The organism is Candidatus Arthromitus sp. SFB-mouse-NL (assembly GCF_000709435.1).
GTDB lineage: Bacteria > Bacillota > Clostridia > Clostridiales > Clostridiaceae > Dwaynesavagella.
In genome coordinates this window covers 1,066,595-1,093,075 of record NZ_CP008713.1, presented here as the reverse complement: position 1 = coordinate 1,093,075, position 26,481 = coordinate 1,066,595, and the positions used below count along the sequence as shown (strand labels likewise).

Annotated in this window: 25 protein-coding genes; 17 read left to right on the top strand and 8 right to left on the bottom strand. The window is 29.0% G+C overall.

Annotation, left to right across the window (positions count from 1 at the left end; genetic code table 11):
- The first annotated feature begins 118 nt into the window (after nt 1-118).
- The 7 genes from SFBMNL_RS05350 to sigF all read left to right on the top strand — a co-directional run bounded on the left by SFBMNL_RS05350 (nt 119) and on the right by sigF (nt 8,955).
- Nucleotides 119-3,637 (top strand): DUF4214 domain-containing protein, encoded by a 3,519-nt coding sequence (locus SFBMNL_RS05350; RefSeq protein ID WP_042294751.1) that lies wholly within the window; start codon nt 119-121, stop codon nt 3,635-3,637.
- A gap of 103 nt (nt 3,638-3,740) precedes the next feature.
- A complete protein-coding gene (locus tag SFBMNL_RS05345; protein ID WP_005805790.1) occupies nt 3,741-5,483 on the top strand; it encodes an ABC transporter substrate-binding protein in 1,743 nt (580 codons plus the stop codon).
- A 22-nt stretch (nt 5,484-5,505) separates the two neighbouring features.
- On the top strand, nt 5,506-6,447 hold the full coding sequence (locus SFBMNL_RS05340; RefSeq protein WP_005805792.1) for a M28 family metallopeptidase: 942 nt from the start codon (nt 5,506-5,508) through the stop codon (nt 6,445-6,447).
- Nucleotides 6,448-6,569: 122 nt separating this feature from the next.
- Nucleotides 6,570-7,232, top strand: coding sequence for a hypothetical protein (locus SFBMNL_RS05335; protein ID WP_005805794.1), 663 nt, complete (start codon nt 6,570-6,572; stop codon nt 7,230-7,232).
- A gap of 147 nt (nt 7,233-7,379) precedes the next feature.
- Entirely contained in the window at nt 7,380-7,724 is a 345-nt protein-coding gene (gene spoIIAA / locus SFBMNL_RS05330; RefSeq protein ID WP_005805795.1) for an anti-sigma F factor antagonist, read from the top strand.
- A 10-nt stretch (nt 7,725-7,734) separates the two neighbouring features.
- Nucleotides 7,735-8,181, top strand: a complete 447-nt coding sequence (gene spoIIAB / locus SFBMNL_RS05325; protein ID WP_014017986.1) for an anti-sigma F factor — start codon at nt 7,735-7,737, stop codon at nt 8,179-8,181.
- Between the two features lie 12 nt (nt 8,182-8,193).
- On the top strand, nt 8,194-8,955 hold the full coding sequence (sigF, locus tag SFBMNL_RS05320; protein ID WP_005805799.1) for an RNA polymerase sporulation sigma factor SigF: 762 nt from the start codon (nt 8,194-8,196) through the stop codon (nt 8,953-8,955).
- A gap of 101 nt (nt 8,956-9,056) precedes the next feature.
- Here sigF and SFBMNL_RS05315 read toward each other — a convergent pair whose 3' ends face one another.
- Both SFBMNL_RS05315 and SFBMNL_RS05310 read right to left on the bottom strand, forming a co-directional pair.
- Nucleotides 9,057-10,448 (bottom strand): cation:dicarboxylate symporter family transporter, encoded by a 1,392-nt coding sequence (locus SFBMNL_RS05315; protein ID WP_005805801.1) that lies wholly within the window; start codon nt 10,446-10,448, stop codon nt 9,057-9,059.
- Nucleotides 10,449-10,638: 190 nt separating this feature from the next.
- Entirely contained in the window at nt 10,639-12,249 is a 1,611-nt protein-coding gene (locus tag SFBMNL_RS05310; RefSeq protein ID WP_007445197.1) for an alkyl sulfatase C-terminal domain-containing protein, read from the bottom strand.
- A 161-nt stretch (nt 12,250-12,410) separates the two neighbouring features.
- On the opposite strand from SFBMNL_RS05310, the gene SFBMNL_RS05305 reads away from it, so the two are divergent.
- Entirely contained in the window at nt 12,411-13,406 is a 996-nt protein-coding gene (locus tag SFBMNL_RS05305) for a linear amide C-N hydrolase (protein ID WP_042294750.1), read from the top strand.
- 42 nt (nt 13,407-13,448) lie between these two features.
- Here SFBMNL_RS05305 and SFBMNL_RS05300 read toward each other — a convergent pair whose 3' ends face one another.
- From SFBMNL_RS05300 to SFBMNL_RS05285, 4 genes are all read right to left on the bottom strand, one after another.
- Nucleotides 13,449-14,744: a PTS sugar transporter subunit IIC gene (locus SFBMNL_RS05300; protein ID WP_005805805.1), complete on the bottom strand. Its 1,296-nt coding sequence runs from the start codon at nt 14,742-14,744 to the stop codon at nt 13,449-13,451.
- Between the two features lie 21 nt (nt 14,745-14,765).
- On the bottom strand, nt 14,766-15,815 hold the full coding sequence (locus tag SFBMNL_RS05295; protein ID WP_005805807.1) for a globin domain-containing protein: 1,050 nt from the start codon (nt 15,813-15,815) through the stop codon (nt 14,766-14,768).
- Nucleotides 15,816-15,965: 150 nt separating this feature from the next.
- Nucleotides 15,966-16,400: a globin domain-containing protein gene (locus SFBMNL_RS05290; RefSeq protein ID WP_007439838.1), complete on the bottom strand. Its 435-nt coding sequence runs from the start codon at nt 16,398-16,400 to the stop codon at nt 15,966-15,968.
- Nucleotides 16,401-16,461: 61 nt separating this feature from the next.
- Nucleotides 16,462-16,758, bottom strand: coding sequence for a YbaN family protein (locus SFBMNL_RS05285; protein ID WP_242821486.1), 297 nt, complete (start codon nt 16,756-16,758; stop codon nt 16,462-16,464).
- A 171-nt stretch (nt 16,759-16,929) separates the two neighbouring features.
- Between SFBMNL_RS05285 and SFBMNL_RS05280 the strand changes: the two genes are divergently transcribed.
- The gene (locus tag SFBMNL_RS05280; protein WP_042294749.1) at nt 16,930-17,679 is read left to right on the top strand and encodes a copper homeostasis protein CutC; all 750 of its coding nucleotides are present in this window, start codon (nt 16,930-16,932) and stop codon (nt 17,677-17,679) included.
- Nucleotides 17,680-17,703: 24 nt separating this feature from the next.
- Nucleotides 17,704-17,964 (top strand): hypothetical protein, encoded by a 261-nt coding sequence (locus SFBMNL_RS05275; RefSeq protein WP_042294748.1) that lies wholly within the window; start codon nt 17,704-17,706, stop codon nt 17,962-17,964.
- 51 nt (nt 17,965-18,015) lie between these two features.
- Here the strand turns inward: SFBMNL_RS05275 and SFBMNL_RS05270 are convergent, their stop codons facing one another.
- Nucleotides 18,016-18,762, bottom strand: coding sequence for a DeoR/GlpR family DNA-binding transcription regulator (locus tag SFBMNL_RS05270; protein ID WP_242838741.1), 747 nt, complete (start codon nt 18,760-18,762; stop codon nt 18,016-18,018).
- Between the two features lie 222 nt (nt 18,763-18,984).
- Between SFBMNL_RS05270 and ulaG the strand changes: the two genes are divergently transcribed.
- From ulaG to SFBMNL_RS05235, 7 genes are all read left to right on the top strand, one after another.
- Complete coding sequence (gene ulaG / locus SFBMNL_RS05265; protein ID WP_042294747.1) at nt 18,985-20,043, top strand: L-ascorbate 6-phosphate lactonase; 1,059 nt, start codon at nt 18,985-18,987, stop codon at nt 20,041-20,043.
- Between the two features lie 11 nt (nt 20,044-20,054).
- Complete coding sequence (locus SFBMNL_RS05260) at nt 20,055-20,507, top strand: PTS sugar transporter subunit IIA (RefSeq protein WP_042294746.1); 453 nt, start codon at nt 20,055-20,057, stop codon at nt 20,505-20,507.
- Between the two features lie 14 nt (nt 20,508-20,521).
- Nucleotides 20,522-21,979, top strand: coding sequence for a PTS ascorbate transporter subunit IIC (locus tag SFBMNL_RS05255; RefSeq protein ID WP_042294745.1), 1,458 nt, complete (start codon nt 20,522-20,524; stop codon nt 21,977-21,979).
- 14 nt (nt 21,980-21,993) lie between these two features.
- On the top strand, nt 21,994-22,293 hold the full coding sequence (locus SFBMNL_RS05250) for a PTS sugar transporter subunit IIB (protein WP_042294744.1): 300 nt from the start codon (nt 21,994-21,996) through the stop codon (nt 22,291-22,293).
- A 61-nt stretch (nt 22,294-22,354) separates the two neighbouring features.
- Nucleotides 22,355-23,389, top strand: coding sequence for a hypothetical protein (locus SFBMNL_RS05245; protein ID WP_042294743.1), 1,035 nt, complete (start codon nt 22,355-22,357; stop codon nt 23,387-23,389).
- A 12-nt stretch (nt 23,390-23,401) separates the two neighbouring features.
- The gene (locus SFBMNL_RS05240) at nt 23,402-24,100 is read left to right on the top strand and encodes an L-ribulose-5-phosphate 4-epimerase (protein WP_042294742.1); all 699 of its coding nucleotides are present in this window, start codon (nt 23,402-23,404) and stop codon (nt 24,098-24,100) included.
- Nucleotides 24,101-24,107: 7 nt separating this feature from the next.
- Nucleotides 24,108-24,956, top strand: coding sequence for an L-ribulose-5-phosphate 3-epimerase (locus SFBMNL_RS05235; RefSeq protein ID WP_007439843.1), 849 nt, complete (start codon nt 24,108-24,110; stop codon nt 24,954-24,956).
- Between the two features lie 7 nt (nt 24,957-24,963).
- Here the strand turns inward: SFBMNL_RS05235 and SFBMNL_RS05230 are convergent, their stop codons facing one another.
- Nucleotides 24,964-26,295: a 6-phospho-beta-glucosidase gene (locus SFBMNL_RS05230; protein ID WP_042294741.1), complete on the bottom strand. Its 1,332-nt coding sequence runs from the start codon at nt 26,293-26,295 to the stop codon at nt 24,964-24,966.
- Nucleotides 26,296-26,481: the final 186 nt, after the last annotated feature.

The window sequence follows — 26,481 nt, the reverse complement described above, 5'->3', positions numbered from 1 at the left end:
AGGTAGATTATTTAATAGCAGTTATTTTGTATAAAGAGAACTCATTATTATGAGTTCTTTATTTTTTTAATTTATTTTTATGAAATAAAGTTCATTAAATTTGTCATAAAACATTAAAATGGTAACTAATAATGATATTGAATCAATTAATTTTAAAGGAATCAAAAAATTCATGAAAGACCAAAATGATAATAACTCATTAAATTTCAATGAAATTTATAATAAAATTATGGAGCAAGCTAATAGTGGGATTAGTAAAAATACAGCTGAAAGCGTAGATGAGGTAGAAAAATTAGAACATATGGAGACGGTCGTGAGTGAAAATGAACAACCATTACAAGATTTTCAGGAATCCACTAAAGAAGAGGAAACAATATTAGTGGAGGAAGGAGATGTTGTTCAAATGGAATTTGAAAAGAAAGAAGATTCTGAACAAATTATTGAAAATGACGAAACAAACAGTCAAGAAAATGCACTACAAAGTGAAAATAACAGTGAGGACAATACAAACGATTCACAAGATCAAACGGATGCTCAAGAGAATGGAGTTACCGTGTCCGGATCAGGAGAATATAATCAAGGAAACACGGAAGTAGAACAGGTGGATGGAGTCCAAGATAGTATCATTCCAGATTTAAGTATTGATCAAGTAGTTTCGAATGATAGTTCAGAAATTATAAGTGATTTACAAGATGAATCCAAAATTAATCAAGAAATAATAGATAATTTAGATAATATGTCTGTTTATGGTGCGACAAGAGCAGTAGAAGATACAAGAATTCCAAGTAATGTAACTAAGCCAACAGGAACAATTTCGCAGTTTAAGAGTACAATTGGAGGAGTAGATTTAATAATATCTACTACAGAGACTACAGTTGAGAGTGGAATGTATACTTTCCAAGGTAAGGCTAAGTCAAATTTCGTATTGACTGGAAAAATTTTGGATGTTATTGCAACAGTATCATTAGTTTCATCTTTTAATTTAAACGATGTTGTATTTATGGATTCTAGTATTTCTGGTACACCGACAACTGTAACAGCTAGTTTAAGAGACTTTATGATCAAAGCTGCAAATGAGATGATTGATGATATTAATGGAGTTAGAACTCCAGCTGGGATGACATCGCCTAGTGCTCCTGCAGGAATACCTAATATAACAAACAGAGCTCATTTGGCATTAGCTTTAAGAAAAGTATTTCAGTCTAATGATGTTGATTATGATCATGATACGTTACCATTAATATTTGGTTTTAAAGATATTGATGATATTTCTCCTAAACAAGTTTCAGTAATTTATGATGGAGAAACTATATTTCCAACAAGCATGGATTATTTAAGAAGTATCATAGCAGAAGATTCATTAATCAATAATTCTGTGACTAGTAATGTTAAAGCATCTAATTTGAATTTGAATGCTGATGGAATGGCTATAAAATTTGATATAAAGAATGGATCTGATTTTCAACCATACGAATTTTTGAAGACTAACACAAATTACCAGTTTATTGCGTTAAACAAGAATATTACTTTTTATCCTGATCTTAATAATCTATCAGTTGTTAACTATCTTGAAGGATTCGGCATGACAAACTTCAAGACTGGTAAACAATTACCACTTTTTGAAACTTATTTAGTATCATCATCAAATTCATCACTTGAAGTTTCAAATATGATATATACATTACCTAATAGTAATGTAGGTTCAAAAATGAATATTGATTTTAATTCTATAGATGATACAACTTATTTGGATTATGAACAAATGATATCAACTACAGCTTCAAATATAGCCTTGAGAACTAATGGTAATAGCATAAGATTTAATACTTTCAAGATATTTGATAAAGATAGTACAATAACAAAGATGGAAGTAGAAGATGATAGACTTAACAAATATTCAGCATCTGTTTCTTTAATTAATACAGATAAACCAGAAAAAGGTGGATATCTTAATATAACAGGATTACAGAGATCGACTCCATATACATTTAGAAAATTATATGTGACAGCGAAGCCAGAAGACAAAGATATAACAAAAACTTTTTACTTTTCACAAATAATGACATCTGCTACTACTAGTGGTAGTTCAACTGTAACAACTGTAACAACAGTAAGTACGCATAATTTATCAATTAGAACTTCAAACTTTACAGAGCCTAAGCTCTATATAGAACTTGATCCAGAAAAAAAATATGTTGATATAAAACAAGGAATTTTTTCGTCAGCAGCTTCTTCCACTGATACAGTTGAAGTATTTTTTCCAAAATTAAATGTTGAACTTCCAAATAAAACAATAATACCTGCTGTTAAGAATGATAAAACATCTCTAAGATATGTAATAGAAGTTGATAATAGTGATGTAACTATTAAGAATTTAACTGTTAATGGACTTAAAGGTGAAGAGAAATACAAAGTTGAAAAAATTGAAGGGAAAGAGAAAATTTATTTTATTTTAACTTTGTATAATTTGTCAGAGAAGAGAGATTATGGATTTTTGATTCTTGAACTTAGCTATATAGACATCGATAAGAGAGAACTTATTACAAGACAAGTATTGAATGATATTAATAAAATAACTAATGTTAGTATACCTAGTGCGCCTACATCTCCAAGTGCAGTTTTTACGACTACAGGTATACACCAAGTTCCAGATGTAACGCTTGATAACCAGACAGGACCAGAGTTGAGTGTAACAGATTCATTTAATGTAACTTTATTTGAGGCCAAAACTTTAGAGGCTAGAAAAGCTGAAATACCAGTATTAATTGATGATTTAAATGAAAGATTTTTAAGAATTGACTTCCAAAAGCCAAGCAATAATCATAATGTTGAGCTTAAGTTAGAGGGAGGACTCTTAAAATTCACAAATCTAGAGCCAAAGACTGAATCAGTATATAAACTTGATTTTATTTGGAAAGATAAGGATAATAAAGAACAAACATTATCAAAATATGCAAAAATATCCACACCTCAATCTCCATCTGTTGATGTAAAATCAACGAAAATAACTACTACTGATAAGAGTGCGGAAATTGTATTTGAATTATTCGCATCTCCAAAATCAAAAATATCTAGTGTAGCTTTGAATGATGAAAAAATTAAATTTACTTGGGATACAAATTCATTAATTTTAAGATTAAGCGACTTGAAACCAATGACGACTTACAGAGATTTAGAGATAACTTTTAAACTTGAGAATGGTTTAATAACTAGATATAAAATTGATTCTTTTACGACAAAACAAGAATTACAACCACCTACTGGAAAAGTTGCAGACTTTGTATCAAAAATTTATTCTGTTTCACTTGGACGTGATCCAGAAGTTGAGGGTTGGAAATTTTGGGTTCAAAAATTGGAATCTAAGGAATTACCAGTGACTCAATTTATTTATGGTTTGATGAAACAAGATGAATTTATAAGCAGATATCTTAGTAAAGAAGAATTCGTAAAAATGATGTATAAAATAGTTGTTGGAAGAGATCCTGAAGAAGAAGGACAGAAGTATTGGGAAGGAAAATATGATGAATATAAATTACAAGTAGAGTCATTGGCAGAATTAAGAATAAGAATAGCTAGTGAAATGATGAATGAATCAGAATTCAAACAATATATTACTTCTATGGGACTAAGATATTAATAAAAAAGGAGAGGATTTTCCTTTCCTTTTTTTATTTTTTAAATAAATTCCAATTTTACTGTAAATAATATATTTAATACAAATTGTGGAGGCATTTATATAAATGAAAAAATATATAAAACAAATTAATTTAATTTTATCTATTATGATAATTTTCTATTCACTTTCATCTTGTATAGGAAAGAAAGGGGAAAATGGAAACAAAATACAAGTTGATAACATACATAGAGGATCGGGTAAATTTGATAAGGATACTTTATATATAAGTGCTAGTAATTTTAATACTTATGTTAATAACGCTATGGCAAAGCAAGATATATTAAATGTTGGTGTGAAGTTTTTAGGCAAGTTTAATTTTAATCCATATTTCGTTGAGTCTAAATCTGATTATTATGTGATTGATGCTATCTGGGAACCTTTAATGAAGGTAGGATATGATGGTGAGTTTTATCCAAATATTTTAAAACAACTTCCTACAGTTTCGGAAGATAAGAAAACTTATTTGTTTTCATTGAAAGAGAATTTATTATGGGAAGATGGAACAAAGTTGACGACAAAAGACATTGATTTTACATATAAATTTTTAATGGATGGAGATTATAGAGGAAGTTTTGATCGAGAAACATTGAACTTAAAAAATTGGAGAGATTATAACAGTGGAACAAGTAACACAATTGAAGGAATTGAAATTATAGATGATTATAATTTTAGAGTCAATGTGGAAAATCCAAGTATTCAAACAATTGGACTTTTAAATATTTATCCTCTTTCTTACATATATTATGGTCAATATTATTATCAAGGGAAAGCAAATGATATTGTTGAAAAAAATTTAAAACCTTTTGGTAATGGAGTATTTAAATTTTTTGCTTATGAAGATGATTATTTGATTCTTAAAACTAATGATTATTATTACAAGGATAAAAGTGATATTTCAACATTAACTTTTAAAAAGGTTGATGAAAAATCGTATATAAATAATTTGATATCTGGAAATATTGATATAGCATATGATATTTTGCCAAATAATGAAAATATTGAAGAGGCATCAAATGCTCAATTTTTAAATGGATATATGTTTGATACATATGATTATGGTTCTATCGGAATAAATCATTCAAATGAATTATTGAAAGATATTTCTATCAGGAAAGCAATTAATGTATGTATAGATAAAAACCAAATTGTAAAGAATATATCGGATAAAAATTTTAATATTATAGATGCTCCAATTGATGGAGCATTTCAAAAATTTTTTTATGATAAAGATAATATGAAAAATGATTTTAACAAGAACGAAGCAGTCAGAATTTTAAATGAACATGGATGGGTTAAAAATAAATCTGGAATTTTAGAAAAAGATGGTAAGGCTCTGCAATTTAATATTTTGGTTCAGGAAAATAGTTCCATATGTCAAGATATTTTTCCGATAATAGAAAATAATCTTAAAAATATTGGAATTTCATTGATTAAAGAATATGTCAATATTAATGATTTTTCAGATGTGAGTGCAAGAAAACATAATTATGATTTGTTTTTGGTTGATGATGAGTTTACTTATGGCAGCAATTGGTACAAGAGTTTTTATACATCGGGAGTAAACAATTATTTTTCTTACTCCAATCAAAGCTTAGATGAATTATTAACGAATATAGATACAAATTTTGATATAGAAGCAAATAGAAATTTTTATCTTGAAGCTTATGAAATTCTTAGAGAAGATTTGCCAGTAATTCCATTATTTCAACGTAAAAAGTTTGATGCTTATAATGGAAGAATTTTTGGAATAAATTCGACTAATGTATTTAAAACATTTTATTATGATGAAATAATTTTGAGAAAATGATTCTCGGAAGGGGTGTGTATGATTGAAAAAATATATACAAATAGTTGTAGTTTTTATAATATTGATTTGTAATTTTGATTTACTTAATGTTATGGCAATTAATGGAGATATTGCATATAGACATTTATTGAAATTTTCATTAATAGGAAGTAGAGCATTAGTTACACAAAGTGAAATAAATTCTAGAAATTATATAGAAAAGACCCTGAAAGATTTAGGATATGAAGTAGATATTCATAAATTTGATGTTGATGGATATGAAACTGCAAACATTGAGGTAAATAAAAAAGGTCTTGATTCTTCAAAAGTTATAATTTTAGGTGCACACTATGACGGACGTATTGAAGGTAATGCATTCGATGATAATGCTTCTGGAATTGCTACGCTTTTAGAACTTTGCGAAATATTCCGAAATACACAAACCCATTATGATTTGAAATTTATATTTTTTGGAGCTGAAGAGATAAATTTATTAGGACGAGGACTTCATGGATCATATAATTATGTTGAATCATTAAGTGATTCTGATAAGGAAAAAATAAAGTATATGATTAATTTAGATACATTACTATCTGGTGATAATATGTATGTTTATAATGTTTATAAAGATGAAAAAATTGATGAAATAGACAATATATTTTTGCAAAAGCTGATAGAAGTAGCTCAAAATATGGAGATAGATATAATGATTAATCCTAGAGATGGGGAAGAGTTAAGCTTTACAAATACTAAAAGTGATTATTATCCGTTTTTTGAAGTTGGAATACCTGTTCTGTATTTTGAATCTACAAATTGGAACGTTGGGGAGAATGATGGACGTACACAAACTGAAATGTTCGGAAGAATAATTCACACTCCAATGGATAACATGAATTTTTTAGAGAACTTTTTTGATGAAAGAATAAGAGAACATTTAGTAGGATATATAAGTTTAATTAAAGAATTTATATTGACTGGTATTTAAAACCTCCTGAAGGAGGTTTTTTTTGTTTTTTAGATCAAAATATATTGAAGAAAAAGTAAATAATATGTTAAAATAATAATAATTAGTTAATAATTTGGTAATAAATAAGGAGTAAAAATCAGATGAAATACTGCAATGAAAGATATTTTTTCTTATTTAATGAAGGTCATAATGCTATAGAATTATTAAATGACTTAGAGGATTCCTTTGATTATTCAAAAGTATTAAACGAATTTCGAAATACTTTCTATAAATTATTTAGCGATTTTTCGGGGAGAATTTTTGAAATCGTAAGAAGCTATATTAATCAACTAAACTTAAATGCTCACATTAGAAATAGATCTATCAATGTTGGACATATCAAAAATATTTGTAATGGGATTTTTAGTAACGATGATGTAAAAAATATTTTATTTCATATAAGTTCTATATTAAGAGGGATGACATTAAAAAATAAGTTTGATATCAATTTGTGTGTAAAGCTTGTTGACCTTTTGGAAGAAATTGATCTTTTATGTATTGTTGAAATTTATTTGTATTTATTAAATGAAGATTTAGACAGTGTTTTATCTTTTATATTAGGAAAAATAAATGATTCAGTTACATATAAGAATGACGTATCGGTACAAGCAGTAAATGAAAAATTTTTACTAGATGTTGAACACAAATTGAAACTATTCAAGAAACTTTATGAAGATGAAAATATATCTCTTGTTATGAAAAATAGTGATCATTTGATATATAAAATAAATGATATTGTTAAGATTATACAATTAACAAAGTAGTAGAAGTTTTCAGTACATAAAATTTTGTGTACTGAAATTTTTTTATTATAATATAGAAAATATTTATATTTTTATGTTGAATTTATTATTATAATATTGTAAAATTTTTACATATTCAAGATATCCCAAATTCGTTTTTTAGAAAGGATGTTTTTTTTGGAAGTTTTTTGTGAAGAACAAAATAATACCATTGTAGCTTATCTTAATGGAGAATTAGATCATCATTCGGCTGAATACATAAGGATAAAAATAGATTACTACATAGATACGTCCACTTCTAAAAATTTAGTTTTTGATTTTAAAAACGTTTCGTTTATGGATAGTTCAGGTATTGGAATAATAATCGGAAGACATAAGAAAATAACAGCTAAGAATGGACAAGTGTTTTTAATTAATTTGAATAAAACGATCAAAAAAGTTATTGAATTGTCGGGTATTAGTAAGATTGTGAAAATACATAGTGATTTGACAGAGGTTATGAATAATGCTTAGGGGGATTTGTATGCAAAATACTATGAGTTTAACTTTAAGCAGTAGATCTAGCAATGAAAGTTTTGCTAGGGTTGCTGTTGCTGCGTTTATTGCTCAATTGGACCCAACGCTCGAAGAGATTAGTGATGTTAAAACTGCAGTATCAGAAGCTGTTACTAATGCTATAATACATGGCTATAATGAAGATAAAAGTACTAATGTGATTATTAATGTTAGTATCGAAGATGAAGAAGAAAATGAAAATGACAAATACAAAGTTATAATAAGTGTTATAGACCATGGATGTGGAATTGATGATATTGTTCAGGCAAGAGAGCCTTTGTATACATCAAGACCTGATCTTGAGCGTTCAGGTATGGGATTTTCTGTGATGGAAAGCTTTATGGATGAATTATATGTGGAGAGTGGCAAGGATAAAGGAACTCATATTAGAATGGTAAAGTATATAAAAAAGTAAGGTGAGTGTATAATGGCACATGAAAATGCAGTCTCCAGTAATACTTTACGTCATTATGAAAATGATGAGCTCTTAAAGAGAGTTAAAGATGGAGATAAAAAAGCTGAAGATTTGCTCTTGGAAATTAATTTACCATTAGTTGCATCACTAAGTAAAAAATTTTTAGGTAGGGGATATGATTATGATGATATTTACCAAGTTGGAGCACTTGGACTTATTAAAGCTATTAAAAATTTTAATAGCGATTATAATGTTAAATTCTCTACTTATGCGGTTCCTATGATTTTGGGTGAAATAAAAAGGTTTTTGAGAGATGATGGAATCGTTAAAATTAGTAGAAATGTAAAAGGGATATCAAGAAAAATAATGTTTAAGCGTGATGAGCTTACAAAAGAATTGAATAGAGAACCAACGGTTTATGAATTGGCTGAATATACTAAATTAAGTGTTGATGATATAATTTTGGCTATAGATTCTTGTTCAAGTACGCAGTATTTATACGATACTGTACATCAAGACGACGGATCACCAATTCTTTTGATCGATAAAATTGAAGAAAAAGTTTCTGATGATTCAATTATTTTAAATAGGCTCGTGTTAAAAGAAATGATAAGTAAACTTGATGAAAAAAGTAGGCAAATTATAATGCTTAGATATTTTAAAGATAAGACACAAATTCAAGTAGCATCTGTACTTGGAATTAGTCAGGTACAGGTTTCTCGTATTGAAAAAAGGGTATTAGCAAAGCTAAAAGGAATTTTGAAAGAGTATTAATTTTTGAATGTTAGAAGATTTTTATATTTTCAAAGCGGGTATAGATAAAAATCTATACCTGTCATTTTTGGATTGTTTTATGTTTTATTTTTACAAAGTGTTTAATTTATTTTTAGACTCTCATTGTTAAACTTTTCTATATCTAGTTGATTTAATGATTTATCAACAATTAGTGATATGGTCATAGCACCGTTTATATTTAAAAGTGTTCTCCCCATATCTATTATAGGATCAACAGCTAATATTGGTCCAACAAGTTCAAAATATGGAGCTAATCCCGTACCAGATAAAACTGATGAGGCAACAGTATGTCCACCACCAGGGATACCTGCAATACCAAATGAGCTTATAGTTACAACTAAAACCGACATTAAATAAAATGAAAATGTCATTGGTGTAGAACTCATATTTGCTATAGTAATGATAACCATTGCACCAAACACTCCGGCACAACCAGCCTGTCCTGCTGTAGAACCAAGCCCCATAACAAAGGCGGAAGTTGAGTCAGTAGCACCCATAGAATCTGTTAAAGATTCAACGGCAACAGGTAGCGTTCCTAGGCTAGATCTTGAAGTGAATGCAAGGAACAGAGGAGCGATAGATTTTTTTAAATAGATAATCGGATTTAATCCAAATATCGATAAGGCTATCAAATGAACCACAAACATTATGGCCATTGCAACATACATAGCTACTATAAATGTCAAAACTTCTAAAATTGATTTTAAACCTCGTTGTGCAATTGAATTCGCCATTAGTGGAATAACTGCGTAAGGTATTAGACTTATTATTGACATTGCAATACTAACTATTATTTTATGAAGAGCATCAATTAAATTAACAAAAGTACTGATTTGAGTTTTATAAATTGAAGCCATCTTTTTGGTTGCAATCCCAACAAATGCAGAAAAAATTACAACAGCAATTATATTTGTATTAACCATTGCTTCAATTGGATTTTTTGGAATTAAATTTCTTAGTATATCAACGAAATTTTTAACTTCTTTTATCTTTACAGATGAAGAAACTACATTTCCTGATATTCCTAATTTGAACAATTGGGCAACTACTATACCTATAATGGATGCTATAAGAACATTTACAATAAATCCGAAAATGGTTTTTGATGTGAGGTTTTTTATATTTGATGAATTTTTAATTGAAATAATAACATGAATAATTGATATAACAATTAGAGGAATAACAATCATTCTTATCAAATCGATAAATCCATTACCAAATAGTGAATACCATTTTGTTGTTTCATTAATCCAAGTAATATCTAGTGGATTCTCAGGAGTTCTAGATACTAACTGGATTACCACACCCAATAAAATACCGATAATTGTCCCTATTATTGTTCTGATTGAAAAGCTTATATGTTTTTTCTTCAAGAATACCATGATGCCAAACAATAGTATTAATGAAACTAAAAATGTAAGCGTTAAAGGATTGCTTACCATTAAAAATCCACTCAGAAATGAATTTTCCATTGAAATAAATCACCAACCTTTTAGAAAAATTTAATATTTTTTTATTACTATGTGATATTTTTTTTGTAATACTTTTTGGTTTTATGCAAAAATGTGACTGCAGGAATAGTATAAAAAATAATTAACATTACGTCAATATTAAAAAATAAAACTAAATGTAAATAAAAAAGGACTAAAATATTAATATATTTTAGTCCTTAATATTAAGTTTTAATTTTAAATATATCCATGAAATAATTATTCCTAATATAATAAATATATAAGATACATTATATAGAGGTGTTTCTAAAATCAAGGATAAAATAAATCTAATTGTAAATATAATTGACCATAATATTGTTAAATTTTTATTTATAATCTTAAATAACAGTGTTTCAGAAATTGTAGAATTGTATGAAATTTCAGAATATTCTGACATAGCTGATATTTCACATCCTGAACTCATAAAGAACATCAAAATTAGTATTATGTTAAGAAAAAAAGATGAGACTATTTCATTAAATACTACTGGATTTAATACATTAAATAGATTGTAAAATGGAAAGACAATTAATGTTAATGCTTCAAGTTTTGTAATTTTTCTAAACTTTGAGGGTTTTATAAATGTTACAAAAATTGTAGTGTATAGTATTGCAAATGTAGAAGTAATTAGTGAATTAAAAGTATCTATACCTATCCAGTAAAATAACCATGGTATTATAGCGAGTACAAACCAAATAATAGGATTGAGATTTAAATTTGTTGTTTTTAGTTGTTTGTTTTCACTATTAGTTTTAAATAATTCACGTAAAATTTTTAAATTTTTGACTTCCCCATCGCATTTAATTTTTCCATCTAATAATGCAGTTTCAATTTTTAAATCCTTAAAAATAATTTCATACCATGTTTTATAAGTTGATGTTATTGTAGTGTTTACTTCCTCATTAAATCGATGACGTAATTTTGCGGTTTTATTTTTAATTTCAAGATAAATTGGTTTTGAATTTTCAAATATAAATTTATATGATAGATTTAGATTATTTGATTGTGTAGGGTTGAAGTTGGCTACCATTACACTTAATAGGGAATTAGCTGAAATAAAATTTTTATATTTATTTTTAACTTTTGGTGGTTTAGGAGCTTTTATTTTTTGAGGTTTTTTATTTTCTTTGACAATAATTTTCTTGCATTTCTTTTCTTCTTTCTTCTTTTTTTGACGTTTGTGAACTTTCTTATCTTGTATTTCCACGTTCTTATTTTTTAAATTATCTAAGTTTGCTATTGCTGTGTTATCTATAGGGGTAGATCCATTTATTTTGACTTCAGGATTTTGAGTTTCTGTTATAGTTATGATATTTGAAGGAGTTTCAATTTTCGTTATGGTATTTGGGTGTGGTAGCAATTCTTTATTTTCTGTACTGATTTCTTCAGTTGTTGTTTTAGTAATTGAGAATGCATTAGAGTTTTTGATATCATCAGGTAAATCTTTATTGAGTAAGTTGCATAGCAACATATAATTTTTGATTTCTCCATCACATTTAACTAGATTTTCTTCTAATGCGTGTTGTAGTGATGCTTCATTTAAGCAAATTTTTTGCCAAATTGCGTGAGTTGTTTTGATTGTCGTATTTATGTGTGAAGGGATATGATCTAAAAGTTTACAAAATCCATCTTTAACTTCCAAATAAATAGGATCTTGATTATCAAATACAAGAGAATAAACTATATGTAAGTTGTTGCAATTTGTGGGGTTAAATTTAGAAATGATTCGATCTATTAATAAACTTATTGGAAATAAATTATTATTTTCTATATTTTTCATTAATTTCACTCCTGATAATTTGCAATGTAAAAAATCATTAAACATAATTATTGTTTGCAATATTTGAATTAAATACTCTAAAAAATTTTTGAGTGTTTTGGCTAATTCTTAAAATTAAGAGTATAATAAATTATTATAAAATTTGAAGGTTGGTAATCGATATGAATATTGGTTGTAGTAGTTTTTCATGGCAGACAATTGACGGGAAACATTTGCTCGGAAGAACTTATGATTATTTTGGGAATTTAGATAGTAATTCATTCGTTGTTATTCCAAGGAATTATGAGTTTAGTACACTTATTGAAACTAAGAGTATGGTGAAATCAGAATATGTAGTAACAGGAATGAATATAAACGGTCTAGATACACCATTTCTTGTTGATGGAATCAATGAACATGGACTTATGGGTGCACTTCTAAATTATCCAGGTTTTGCTTGTTATGATACAAATGATAATTATAGTGTTAGTGTTAATCCGTCATTTATAGTTACCTATATGTTGTCTACTTGTAAAACTTTAGATGAGGTAGAGAGAGAGGCTAAAGCAATAAACTTTAGTAGTGAGAAGGTATTTGGGAATGAAATAAGAGTTCATTTTATATTTTTTGATTCTACAGGTGAGGCGATAATTGTTGAACCTAATGAAGGAGGAGTTACTGTACATAGAAATACTATAGGTGTTATGACAAATAGTCCTAACTATGAATGGCATGAACAAAATATTAGGAATTATTTGGGGCAATCACCACTTGGAGTAAAACAAGATACTATATGTGGAAAAGAGTTTAAGGCTTTTGGTGTGTGGGGGTTAAGATTCCCAGGAGGATATGCTTCAACTGATCGTTTTATAAGAGTTGCTCTTACTAAAAATTTTTCTCCTAAGGGGAATGATGAGCTTGATGGAGTAACAAGAATGTTTAATATGTTTTCAACAGTTTATATGGCAGAAGGAATAGTTGGGCTTCAAACAGATAAGGGATCAGATTTTGAGTTCACACAAAGTATAGATATAATGTGCTCTGAAAGCCTGAAATATTATTTCTCTTTAACAACTAATAGAAGAATTTCTTGTATTGATCTTAAAAAAGAACTTAATAATACAAAAATTAAATATATAGAGATTCCAAAAGATCAAGATGTTAGTTTCATAAATTAATTATTAAAGGTATAGCTAAAACTGCTATACCTTTAATTGTTTTTATTTAGCTTCCTTGATTAGTGTGTTTTTCTCGTAAACTTTGAAAAAAGGATAATATATAACAAGACTTACAAGAACTAAAAAGAATGAAAATATAACATTTCTAAAGTCTAATGATGATAAATAAGCTTGAGCAAAGAAAGGAGTAAATGATGGATCAACTAAATATCCAAGTCCTATTAATCCAATTTTCTGTGCAAAATATGTCATACTTACCGTTATTATTGGAGTTAATAAAAATGGTATTGCTAATATTGCATTAAATACGATTGGTCCACCAAAAATTATAGGTTCATTGATTCCGCATATTCCTGGAATAATAGAGAGTTTACCTAGGGATTTTAAATGAACAGATTTACTCCATAACATTAAAATTACAAGTCCTAATGTATTCCCAGCTCCACCAAGTACTGTGACCCTAAACATTTGTAAGTTCATTAAAAAATTTGGAGCTTGACCAGATGCAATTAAATCGGCATTTAATCCAGTATTAGTTATCCCAAGAGTGAATACGATTGGGAATATTATTGATGTACCGTTAACGCCAATAATCCATAATAAATTACCAAATGTCATAATTAATAGGAATCCCCATAAATTGTCAACAACAGAAAGAGCAGGGTTTAATATAGACATTATGGCTTGAGGTATTGACATATCAAAATTTACTTTTATTATTACATTTATGCCATAGATTATTAAAATGTTTGCGAGTAGTGGGAACATTGAATTTATAAATGATGTTACTGCAGGGGGAACGCTATCTGGCATTTTAATCTGGAATCCTTTTCTTTCTATTAATCTAGTTATTTCGACTGATAAAAGACTAATAATTATGGCTACAAATAATCCATCAGATCCTAAAAATGCTGTTGATATATTTCCGTCAATTACTGTTGCAGATACCATAAAGTACACACACATTGATATAAGACCAGACATTATGCTTTTCATTTTGTATTCATTAGCCAAAGCGTATGAAATTGTGAATGCTGATGCAAGTCCTAAAAGTCCCATTGTCATATCGTATGGCGTAGTGATTAGAGAATAATTTTGTACAGCAAATGATTTCCATAAAAGAAGGAATTTTAAAAATATATTTGTAGTATTAGGATCAATTATATCAGGGTTTACCGGAGGATTCGCTATTATAAGAAACAGTGAACCAATTACAATTAAAGGTAATGTTAACATCATACCCGTTGAAACGGCTCTTAAATGACGTTGATTAGCTATTTTTGTACTTATAGGAGATAGTGCTTTATCTAATTTTTCAAACATTGAACTTGATTTCATTTTTTATAACCTCTCGTTCTATTATTCTTGCCAAGGATTGTATTTAAATGCTGATTTACAAACATTATCAGGATTATAGGTCTTTAGTATTTCTTCATAACGTTGTTTATAGTCATTGTCTATTGGAAGTTGGGGAATTACTTTACTTGCTTCGTTTAAGAAGTGGAATGAATCACGTCCCATTTTTGCACCTCTTATAGTGTGTTTATCTAAAGCAAAGTCTGGAATCTCAGGAATAAATCCCATAGCAAAACTTTTTATAACTATATTTTTAAGTAGATCACTTGAACGATCTTTCTGACAAGCACATAAATATCTTATTGCATGTATGAAAAATATTGGTCTGTCTCCGTCAGCATATGCGTAATTTTTTCTCATTTCGTTTAATGTGTTTATTAATATTGGGGCATTAACATCACCCATACCAATATCTTCAACAGTTATAGTAACAAGTCTTCTCCAAAGTTTATCTTCCATTTGTGGGGATGTGATGTACATTTCATATGCAAATTTACAAGCATCTTCAACAAGACCACGTCTTATACACTTTTGAAGTGAAGATATAACCTCATCTCCAGCAAGTCCATTTCTTGTAGTAATTCTTGCCCAAGGGTCTTGAATGAATTCATGTTCATTTTTGTATCCCGAATTATTTTTCTTATCACATAATTCTCTAGAAATTAGGTCATATATATCGGAATATGCAGTTATAAGTTCATTTGTAGCAATTTCGTTAAATGTTTTCTTAAAAGATGATAAGAAAGCTTCTTTAATAATCTGACAAGAGTCTATTTTAATATTAGAATTTATGTTCATATGTTTATTTACAAATTCTTTTATAATAGGAATAATTTTATCAATGTTGTTTACGTTTTCAAAGATGGATACAAAAAGAAACGACGTATCTTTTATTTGCTCATCATTTTTTAAGCTATTTTCTTTAAAAAGTAATTTAGCGTTATTATTATATTCAAATAAAATTTTATAGAAATTATTTGAGAATTCCATTCCTTTATTTTTAAAAATTGGAATATGGTTTTCGATAATTTTTTTAGCGTTTTGATTCATCATTATCCCCCTCAGGTTTTAGAAATATATTTAAATAAATTGTTTACTTTTACTTTGGATTTTATAACAAAAAGATTTATAATACAACTCTGATTATCTTAAAAAATATCAAAAGGAACAATAAAATAGCAGTTTATTGTTCCTTTTGAGCGTTTAAATAGTATTATATAGTTCTTTTTCTATATCTATAAATATCTTTGAAATATATTTGTAAACTTCTGAAAACGCATTAATAAGCTCATCAGTAGCCGTATCACCTAAAGTTTCTTTAATTGCTAGCAAAAGATTTTTTCCAACTATTGGATAATGTTCAGGTTTAACATTTGCTTTAACGTGAGACATGCCAATTTTTTTAACAGTTGGGAGAATTTTTTCTAAATTATCTATATTCTGAGCAACTGCAAGAAGCGAAGATGCTAGAGCTTTGGCTTGTTCCCCACTTTTCTGTCTATCATCATCAAAAAGAGATCTAACCTCTGGATTATTTGTAAACATTAAATTATAGAAATTTTCTGTTAATTCAACTCCACGGTCTCTTAATACTGGAACACAATCCTTTATTATACATTTAACTTTGTAATCTAACATCACAGACCTCCTTAAAATTTATTACCTTATAGTTATACAATAATTATAAATGGAATGCAAGCTAATAGTTTTTAATTTTAAAGAAGAAGTAGTAATAAAGATATGCAAGTAGCATTACCACTAATATTTTTATTATTATATTATCGAGTATTATTAGAGGAAAAGACATCATTGTTGTAGCTAAGCATACTAAAAATATTTTACGTTTAAGAGGAAGTCTTTTATTTTTCATGAAGTCTTCCAAATATTTTTTGTAAAATTTAGATGAAATGAACCTCTTTTCAAGTTTGGGAGAGGATTTAGCAAAACAAATTAGAGTGAGTAGAAATAGAGGAGTTGTTGGTATTAGGGGAAGAATTATCCCAATAACTCCAATTATGAAACAAAAAACACCTAAAAGTATGAAAATATATTTCATTGATTAAACCTCAAAATTATCTAAATCTAATTATTATTTAAATTATACTTTAAAATATCATCATTTTAAAGTATCTTATTAATGATATCTTTTAATTAGGAGAGGTGCTTTATGGAGAATAAGTTTACTTTAGAGTGTTGTGTTGATAGTGTTGAATCAGCTATAAATGCAAGTAATGGTGGAGCAAATAGATTAGAGCTTTGTGCAAACTTATCAATTGGAGGAACTAGTCCTAGCATATTTCTATTTAAAGAAATCAGAAAGATATCCAGTATACCTATGCATGTTCTTTTGAGACCAAGATTTGGAGATTTTTTATACACAGATTATGAAAAAAATATTATTAAGTGTGAAGTTGAACTTTTTCGTGATGCTGGAGCTGAAGGAATTGTTATTGGAGCATTAAAAAAAGATGGGGAACTTGATTATGATTTTATGAAAGAGATTAAGGAAATTTCTGGAGATATGAATGTTGTGCTTCATAGAGCTTTTGATGTTTGTCGTGATCCTTTTGAAGTGTTGAACCAATCGATAGAGATTGGACTTCATACAATATTAACTTCTGGACAACAGAACAATTGTTTAAAGGGAATGGAGTTAATAAGTAAGTTGCATGAAAAATCTCAAAGTAAAATTTCTATAATGGCAGGCTCAGGTATGAATTCAAATATTATAAAGGAGTTCTTATTAAAAACTAAAATAAAGGCATTTCATATGTCAGCTAAACAAGTTTTAAATAGTAAAATGGAATTTAGAAATGAGAATGTTAATATGGGTATACCGAGTTTAAGTGAGTATGAAATATGGAGAACTAACGAAGAAGAGATAAGGAAAGTTAAGGATATTTTAAATAATTTCTAGAATTTATAAAGGGAGAATATGTTCATGAATTTTAAATTTGATATAGCTAGTTTAAGACAAATGATTGAAAGTAGGAGTAAGAGGAAACCAAGGAGAAATGTTGTTCATACTATAGGATATAATAAGTTTTCCCCTCAAGAGATTTTTAGAAAAACAAAATCTTTTATTATGGATGATAGGAATAAGAAGTTTGCTAAAAACTTTTTAGGTGGATTTAAGAAGTTTGCTCAAAAATTTGAAAGTTATAAAACCAGAAAAGTTAAAGTTAAGAGATGGGGTAAATAAAATTTCAAAACAAAAAGAGTATTTGATTTTCAAATACTCTTTATTAATGTTTTAATGTGAATAAATTATTTTGATTCCTTTTTTCTGAATATTTATAAGCTCATCAGATGGAGATGCGTCAGTTATTAAAGTGTTTATCATATTGATTGGAGCACTTAAAAAGTTATATTCACGCCCAATCTTTGAAGTTTCGGCTAAAATAAATGCATTACCAACACATCTTTTAAGCATACATTCATTAATATATGCTTCTTGTGGAATAATTGAAGTAAATCCATTTGTAGTGATTCCACTGCATCCAAGAAAGCATTTAGTGGCAACAATATTATTTAATGTTTTAATTGCAAATTCACCTGTTAGGGATTTTTTGTTTATGTTTAATTCACCGCCAGTTAAAATAACTGATATGTTTGGGTTGTTTATAAGTACTGCATTTGCATTATTAGTTATTACATTTACGTTTTTGCTATGGATATACTCGAGCATTTTTAAAGTTATTTTGCTAGAGTTTACAAAAATAACATCATTATCTTCAATATACCTTGAAGCTATTTTTGCAATTGAATCTATATAATCCTCCTTTCCTCTGAGACATAATTTTTCTTCTTTGAATTTTGCACCTCCATAAAATCTTTCAACAAAGCCATTGTCTTCAAGCACTTGTAGGTCTCTCCTAATTGTTAGGGGGGATACCTTGAGCTTTTCAGAAAGATTATTCACAAATACTTTGTCGCAAGTTTGGATTTCCATTAGTATTTTGCATCTACGAGTATTGATTATTTTCTTGGATATTTTCAAAATACTCACCACTTTTAAAATTAAATATAAATTGAAGAATTAATTTTATTATAACTAGATTATAATTATTGTTTATTAAATATTATACACCATTTGTTATTAATTGATTAACTTAAAATGATCATATAAAAAATTAAAATGCTCCTAAAAGTTATTGAAACGATTTATTGTACAGTAGTAAATTAAAAACATATTTTAATTTAATTTTAGGAGTTGTTTAAATTGAATAAGATAGATGAAATAACTAGAGAGTCTTGGATACTTGGAGCATTTCCTGAGTGGGGAACTTGGCTCAATGAAGAGATAGATGATGAGGTAGTAGAAAAAGGAACATTTGCAATGTGGTGGATTGGATGTACTGGTGTTTGGATTAAAACGCACCAAAATACTAATATTTCAATCGACTTATGGTTTGGAAATGGAAAGAGAACTAAAAAAGTTAAGGAGATGGATAAGTACCATCAAATGAGAAATATGACAGGGGGAAGAGCAACTCAACCAAATTTAAGGGCAGCTCCAATAGTTTTTGATCCATTTGCGGTTAAAAATGTTGATGCAGTTTTATCCACACATTACCATAACGATCATATAGATCCTTTTTATGCAGCTGCAGTTATGAAAAATGTTGATAAAGAAGTACCTTTTATTGGACCAAAGAAATGTATAGAAAAATGGATTTCTTATGGGGTACCTGCTGAAAGATGCGTTGAAGTTAAGCCTGGTGATGTAGTAAAGGTAAATGAAGTTGAAATTGTAGTTTTGGATAGTTTTGATAGAACTTGTTTGGTTACAGCTGATGAAGATATTAGAGGAGTTTGTCCAACTGATATGGATGAGAAAGCTGTTAACTACTTAATAAAGACTGATGCTGGGAGCATATACCATAGTGGAGATTCTCATTATTCTGTTTATTATGCAAAACATGGTAAAGACCATGAAATAGATGTTGCTCTTGGATCTTTTGGTGAGAATCCTATTGGAAATCAGGATAAGATGACATCAATTGATATATTACGTATGGCTGAGGCACTTCAATGTAAAGTTGTAATTCCTTTCCATTATGATGTTTGGACTAATTTTAAAGCTGATCCTCAAGAAGTTAATATGTTGTATGAGTATAAGAAAGATGTACTTCAATATAAGTTTAAGCCGTTTATATGGGATGTTGGAGGAAAATTCATTTATCCAAATGACAAAGATAAACGTCAATATCACTATAGAAGAGGTTTTGAGGATTGTTTCACAGATGAACCTAATGTTCCGTTCCGTTCAATTTTATAGGAGATGATTTTGTGCTAAAAAAAATATTAGATAAATCTTATTATTCTTTTCATGAAAGTTTCGATGATTGGAGAGATGCAATTAAGAGTAGTTATATTCCGCTTCTTGAAAATGGGATTGTAAACGATTGTTATGTAGATGCTGTGATTAGAAGTGTAGAGGAATATGGACCTTATATTGTTCTTATGAAGGATGTAGCTATGCCACATTCAAATGTGAATGAGGATTGGTGCAAAGAAACAACTATAGCTTTCATGAAAGTAAAAAAACCAGTAATATTTGATCCTAATGATAATGAAAAGCAAGCTCGTTTATTCTTTTCACTCTCCATACAAGATAATGATGAACATGTCAAGAATTTGCAGGATTTAATGGAGATATTGGAGAATGAGGAATTAATATTTGAGCTTTTGGAGGCTGATAATGAACATATGTTCCGAAAGATTGTAGATAAATACAAATAAATAGGAGTATGATTATGGAATTTTTAATTGGTATTTGGGAATTTTTTGCAAACAATATTTTAACTAAGCCAGCTTACCTTATAGGTTTTGTGGTGTTAATTGGTTATTTGTTGTTGAAAAAACCTATATATGATGCATTTTCTGGTTTCATAAAAGCAACCGTTGGATATATGATTTTATCGGTTGGATCATCAGGACTTGTAAATAACTTTAGGCCGATACTTGTTGGACTTAAAGAGAGGTTTAATTTAAGTGCGGCTGTTATTGATCCTTATTTTGGACAAAATGCTGTAAATGAGGCTTTGTCTTCGGCTTTTGGTAAAACTTTTTCTAATGTTTTGATATTATTACTTATTGCCTTTGTAATGAATCTTTTGTTAGTTAAGTTTAAAAAGTATACAAAGATGAGAGCTGTTTTTACAACTGGTCACGTTCAAGTACAACAGGCATCAACTGCTTTTTGGCTTATATTATTCTGTTTCCCATTTTTAAATGATGTTTCGATACTTGTAATAATGGGAATTATATTGGGACTTTATTGGGCTGTTGGTTCAAATTTAACGGTTGAGATTACTCAAGAATTAACTGATGGCGGAGGATTTTGTATTGCTCATCAACAAATGTTTGGTATAGCTCTTTTCTCAAAACTTGCAGAAAAACTTAAGAGAGCTGATGGTAAGAAATTGGATGATATAAAATTCCCGGGATTCTTATCAATATTTAATGAAAATATAGTTGCGACTTCATGTTTAATGTTCATATTCTTTGGAATTATACTTGCAGTTTTAGGAAAAGATTATTTGATTCAATCACAATTCCTTACTGCAAATGATAACTTTTTCTTTTATATATTAACGACTTCATTAAATTTTGCAGTTTATTTATCCATATTACAGTTAGGGGTTAGGACATTTGTAACAGAACTTACTCAATCCTTTCAAGGAATTTCAAATTCATTCTTACCAGGATCTGTTCCAGGAATAGATTGTGCTGCAGTATTTGGATTTGGTTCTTCTAATGCTGTAACTGTTGGATTTATTATGGGAGCATTAGGACAATTTTTAGCTATATTAATTCTTTTAATTATTAAATCTCCAACACTTATTATTGCAGGATTTGTTCCTTTGTTCTTTGATAATGCAGTAATAGCTGTTTATGCAGATAATCGTGGAGGAATAAGAGCAGCGATGTTATTCCCATTTATATCTGGACTTATACAAGTGTTTGGATCAGCTCTTATTGCAGGTTGGGTAGGACTTGCAGGATTTGGAGGATATATAGGAATGTTTGACTGGGCTACTGTATGGCCAATATTTACAGTTATTATGAGGTTTACAGGTTATGCAGGAATTGCCATAGTTATTTTAATTTTAATTGCTATTCCACAGCTTCAATATCGTAAAAGACCTGATACTTACTTTTTAATCGTTGAAGACTGGGATGCTTACAAAGAAAAGACTAATAATAAATAATTGAGGTGTATATTATGGCAGGAAAATTAAAATTGTTAGTTTGTTGTGGTAATGGTGCAGGAACTAGCATGATGATAAAGTTAAATGTTGAAAAGGTTATTAAAAAAATTGGTTTAGATGTTCAATCAATTTATCACTGTGCAATATCAGAAGGAAAATCATTAGCATCGCAATATGACGTCGTATTATGCTCTAAGAATTTTGTTCCAATGTTTCAAGAAGCTGAGAAAAAAGGAACAAAAGTTATTGGATTAAAGAATGTCATTTCAGTAAAGGAAATTGAAGAGTCTTTACTTGGTGCTGGTATAAAGTAATTAAGGCTACCATAAGAGGTAGCTTTTTTCATATTTAGAATTTGTAAAGGAGTATTAAAAGATGAAAATTACTAAGAAAAAGTTAGATGATATAAAAAGGTGTTACGCAGTCAGTAGCATGTATTATGACGATGTTAATCACTATATTTTTGCGAGTGAAGACCCTGATGTTATTTGTGAGAGCTTTAAGGGAGAAGATTTTGAATTTGATTGTGAACTTTGGAAGAAGGCTGGAGGATGTATGTCACTTATTCCTATACCAAATAAGGAAAAGGAGTTTCTTGCAATTCAAGAATTTTATATGAAGGTTTCTCCATCTCTTGCTAAGGTTGTTTGGGGTAAAGTCATTAATGGAAAATGGGAGTATAAAGATATATTACAGATTCCATATATTCATAGATTTGATATTTATAGAGTTGGGAATGTTAATTATTTCATAGTTGCAACTATAGCTGAGTTAAAAGATAGTAAAGAAGATTGGAGCCGTGCAGGGAAAATTTATGTAGGGGTACTTCCAGAAACTCCTGAAGGAGAATTGAAGGTTCAAGTTTTGAAAGATGGAATGTTTAGAAATCATGGATATTCAAGAGATTATGACGAAGATGGTAGTGTTTGTGGATATTTTGGTTGTGATGATGGGCTTTATAAGGTTAAACCACCTATAGATTTAGGAGATGAGTGGAGTATAAAGAAGGTAATGAATGGAATGATCGGTGAAGTTTCTCTTATTGACATAGATAATGATGGAATTAAAGAAATTATGACGATAGAGGCTTTTCATGGAAATAAAATTCATATCCATAAGATGATAGATGGAGAGTATAGGAAAGTTTATACTTATGAAAATGAAATTGATTTTGCACACTCACTTGTGTCTGGAAATTTGAGAGGTGTTCCGACGTTTATTGCTGGAGTTAGGCGTTTAGATGCTGAGTTATTTTATGTTCAATATATTGATGGAAAGTTTGCAACAAAGGTTATAGATAAAGGTGTGGGACCTGCAAATTTACATTTGATAAATGAGGGAAATAGAGATTTGATTTTGAGTGCAAATCATACCGCTAATGAGGCAGTTGTTTATATTGTTGAGGATTAAGGAGGAGTTATTGTGTTAGAAAATTTGAAGAAAGATGTATTTGAGGCAAATTTACTATTGCCTAAGTATAATCTTGTAATTATGACTTGGGGAAATGTTTCTGCAATTGATAGGAAAAGTGGATTAGTTTTGATAAAGCCCAGTGGTGTTGATTATGAAATTATGAAGGAAAGCGATATAGTTGTTTGTGATTTAGATGGGAAAGTTATTGAAGGAAATTTAAAACCTAGTTCTGATCTTATGACGCATATTGAAATTTATAAGAATTTTAAAGATGTGGGAGGGGTTGTTCATACTCATTCAAGATACGCTACAGCTTGGGCACAATCTGGAAGAGATATAACAGCTTTGGGAACTACTCATGCAGATTATTTTTATGGAAATATTCCTTGCACAAGAGATATGAATGAAAAAGAGATAAATGGAGAGTATGAAGCTGAAACTGGAAAAGTTATAGTTGAAACTTTTAATACAAGAAATATAGATGCGAACCATATTCCTTCTGTGCTTGTTAAAAGTCATGGACCTTTTTCTTGGGGTAAAGATGCTTTTGATGCAGTGCATAATGCCGTTGTTCTTGAAGAGTGTGCTAATATGGCATATTTGAGCAATCAATTAACTGGAAATAAATTAGAACATATGGATCCTGTATTATTGAATAAGCATTTTAAGAGAAAACATGGTCCAAATTCGTATTATGGTCAGGGGTGATTTTTAAATGAAATCCTATTTACTAGGTCAGTATGAGAAGAGTATGCCATCAAATTTGAGTTGGATTGATAAACTTACTTTGAGTCGTGAGTTTGGATTTGATTATTTAGAGATGAGCATTGATGAAACTGATGAAAAACTTAAGAGACTTGAATGGACTTCACATGAAGTTAAGGCTCTTAGAGATGATATTTTTGAGAGCAAGCAGAAAATAAATTCTATATGTTTAAGTGCACATAGAAAATTTCCTTTAGGGCATTTGGATAAGGATATGCAAAATAGATCTCTAGATATAATGGAGAAGGCTATTAATCTTGCAAGTGATCTTGGAGTCCGAATAATACAGCTTGCTGGATATGATGTTTACTATGAAGAGTCAACAAATGAAACTGCGAAGATATTTGAAGAGAATTTATACAAATGTGTAGAGCTTGCATCAACTAAGGGTGTTATGCTTGGGTTTGAAACTATGGAAACGAGTTTTATGGACACAGTTAAGAAGGCAATGCATTATGTGAATATAATTAATAGTCCATATCTTGGAGTTTATCCAGATATCGGAAATCTTAAGAATGCCAGCCTTATATATAATCACAGTGTTAATGATGATATAAAGAGTGGAGAAGGTCATATATTTGCAGCACATCTAAAAGAAACAATACCGAATCATTATAGAGAAATAGAATTTGGGCGTGGGCATACTGAATTTAAAGAAAATGTTACTCTTCTTAAAGAAATGGGAGTTAGAATGTTTAATGGCGAGTTTTGGTATGTTGGAAATGATGATTGGAGAGAAGTTTGTGTTGATGCTGTAAAATTTCTGAGAAATATTTTGGATGATGTGTTTAAGATGTAGTGTTAAGCTACATCTTTTTTTTGAATTGTGGCAAATATTCTTTGTGTGCTTCAATAAGTTCATCAATAACGACATTTGCTATTGCATCACTAGGACAAAGTGGATTCATGTTTAGAGCAGTTACAGCAAGATTTCTATTTCCACTAATAGCACAATCAGCAACCATTCTTTCAAATGCTTTTATCATTTGGATATATCCACTTATTTGAAGTTTTAGATTACCAGTTGCAATTGGTTTTGGACCATCTGAAGTAATTCTACAAGCGATTTCTACAGCACAATCATTTGGCATATCAGATATAGCACCGTTATTTTTTACGTTTACATATTGTATATCACCTGTGTTATTGTAAATGCTTTGAATCAAATTACAGGCAGCATCAGAATATTTAGCACCACCACGCATAGATAGTTGTTCAGGTTTTTCTTGCAAATTTTCCTTATTATATAGTGCGAATAATTCTTCTTCAGTTTTATATACAACTTCACCACGAACTTCTCCTTTTTTAAATTGTTCGAGTTCCTCTTCAAGTTGTTCTTTTGTGAAGAAGTAATAGTTGTGATATGGACAAGGTATTGCATTTAGACCTTTTATAAATGATGGAGAGTAAGGAAGAGAAATAAAGTTTTTCATTTGTATTGAATCTTCCTTTGATAAGTATGCGTATTTATCTAGAACTTCCTCAAATCTTGATTTACCATTTACAAATATGTCTGTCGCAAATATGAAATGATTTGTACCTTGTATTTCCATAGTTACGTCTTTTTCACTAACTTCGAGTATTTTTGCAAAACCGTCAATCATGTTTACAGGAACGTTGCATAGACCTATTGCTTTCCTGAAGTTTGTATATTTTAAAATTGCTTCTGTTATTATTCCGGTTGGGTTTGTGAAATTTATAAGCCAAGCATTAGGACAAATTTCTTCTATATCCTTAATGATCTCGAGTATAACTGGGATTGTCCTGAATGCTTTGAACATTCCACCAACACCGTTTGTTTCTTGTCCAATCATTCCGTGACTTAAAGGAATTTTTTCATCCAGTATACGAGCAGGTAGTCTTCCAACACGAATTTGAGTTGTAACAAAGTCAGCACCTTTTAAAGCTTCATGTCTATTCAAACTAAGAATTATTTTCATTGGCACGCCTGCTTTTTTAACCATACGCTTTGCTAGATTGCCAACGATTTCTAATTTTTCTCTACCTTCTTCAATATCAACTAGCCATAATTCTTTTACGGGTAGAGTGTTATATCTTTTTATAAAACCTTCAACTAATTCTGGTGTATAACTACTACCACCACCTATTGTGACAATTTTGATTGGTTTCATATCCATGAAACGCCCTCCTATTTTAAGAATTTTTTGGATTCGTATTGTTAATTTTTAACTTCTTAAAAATTATCTAGTTAAATGAAACATAAATCTGAAATTTTATAAAATGTTGAATTAACCTACTTTTCAAATAAAATATAGTAACTTTATAACACAGTTTAAATTGACATGTCTATATAAATGTGATTA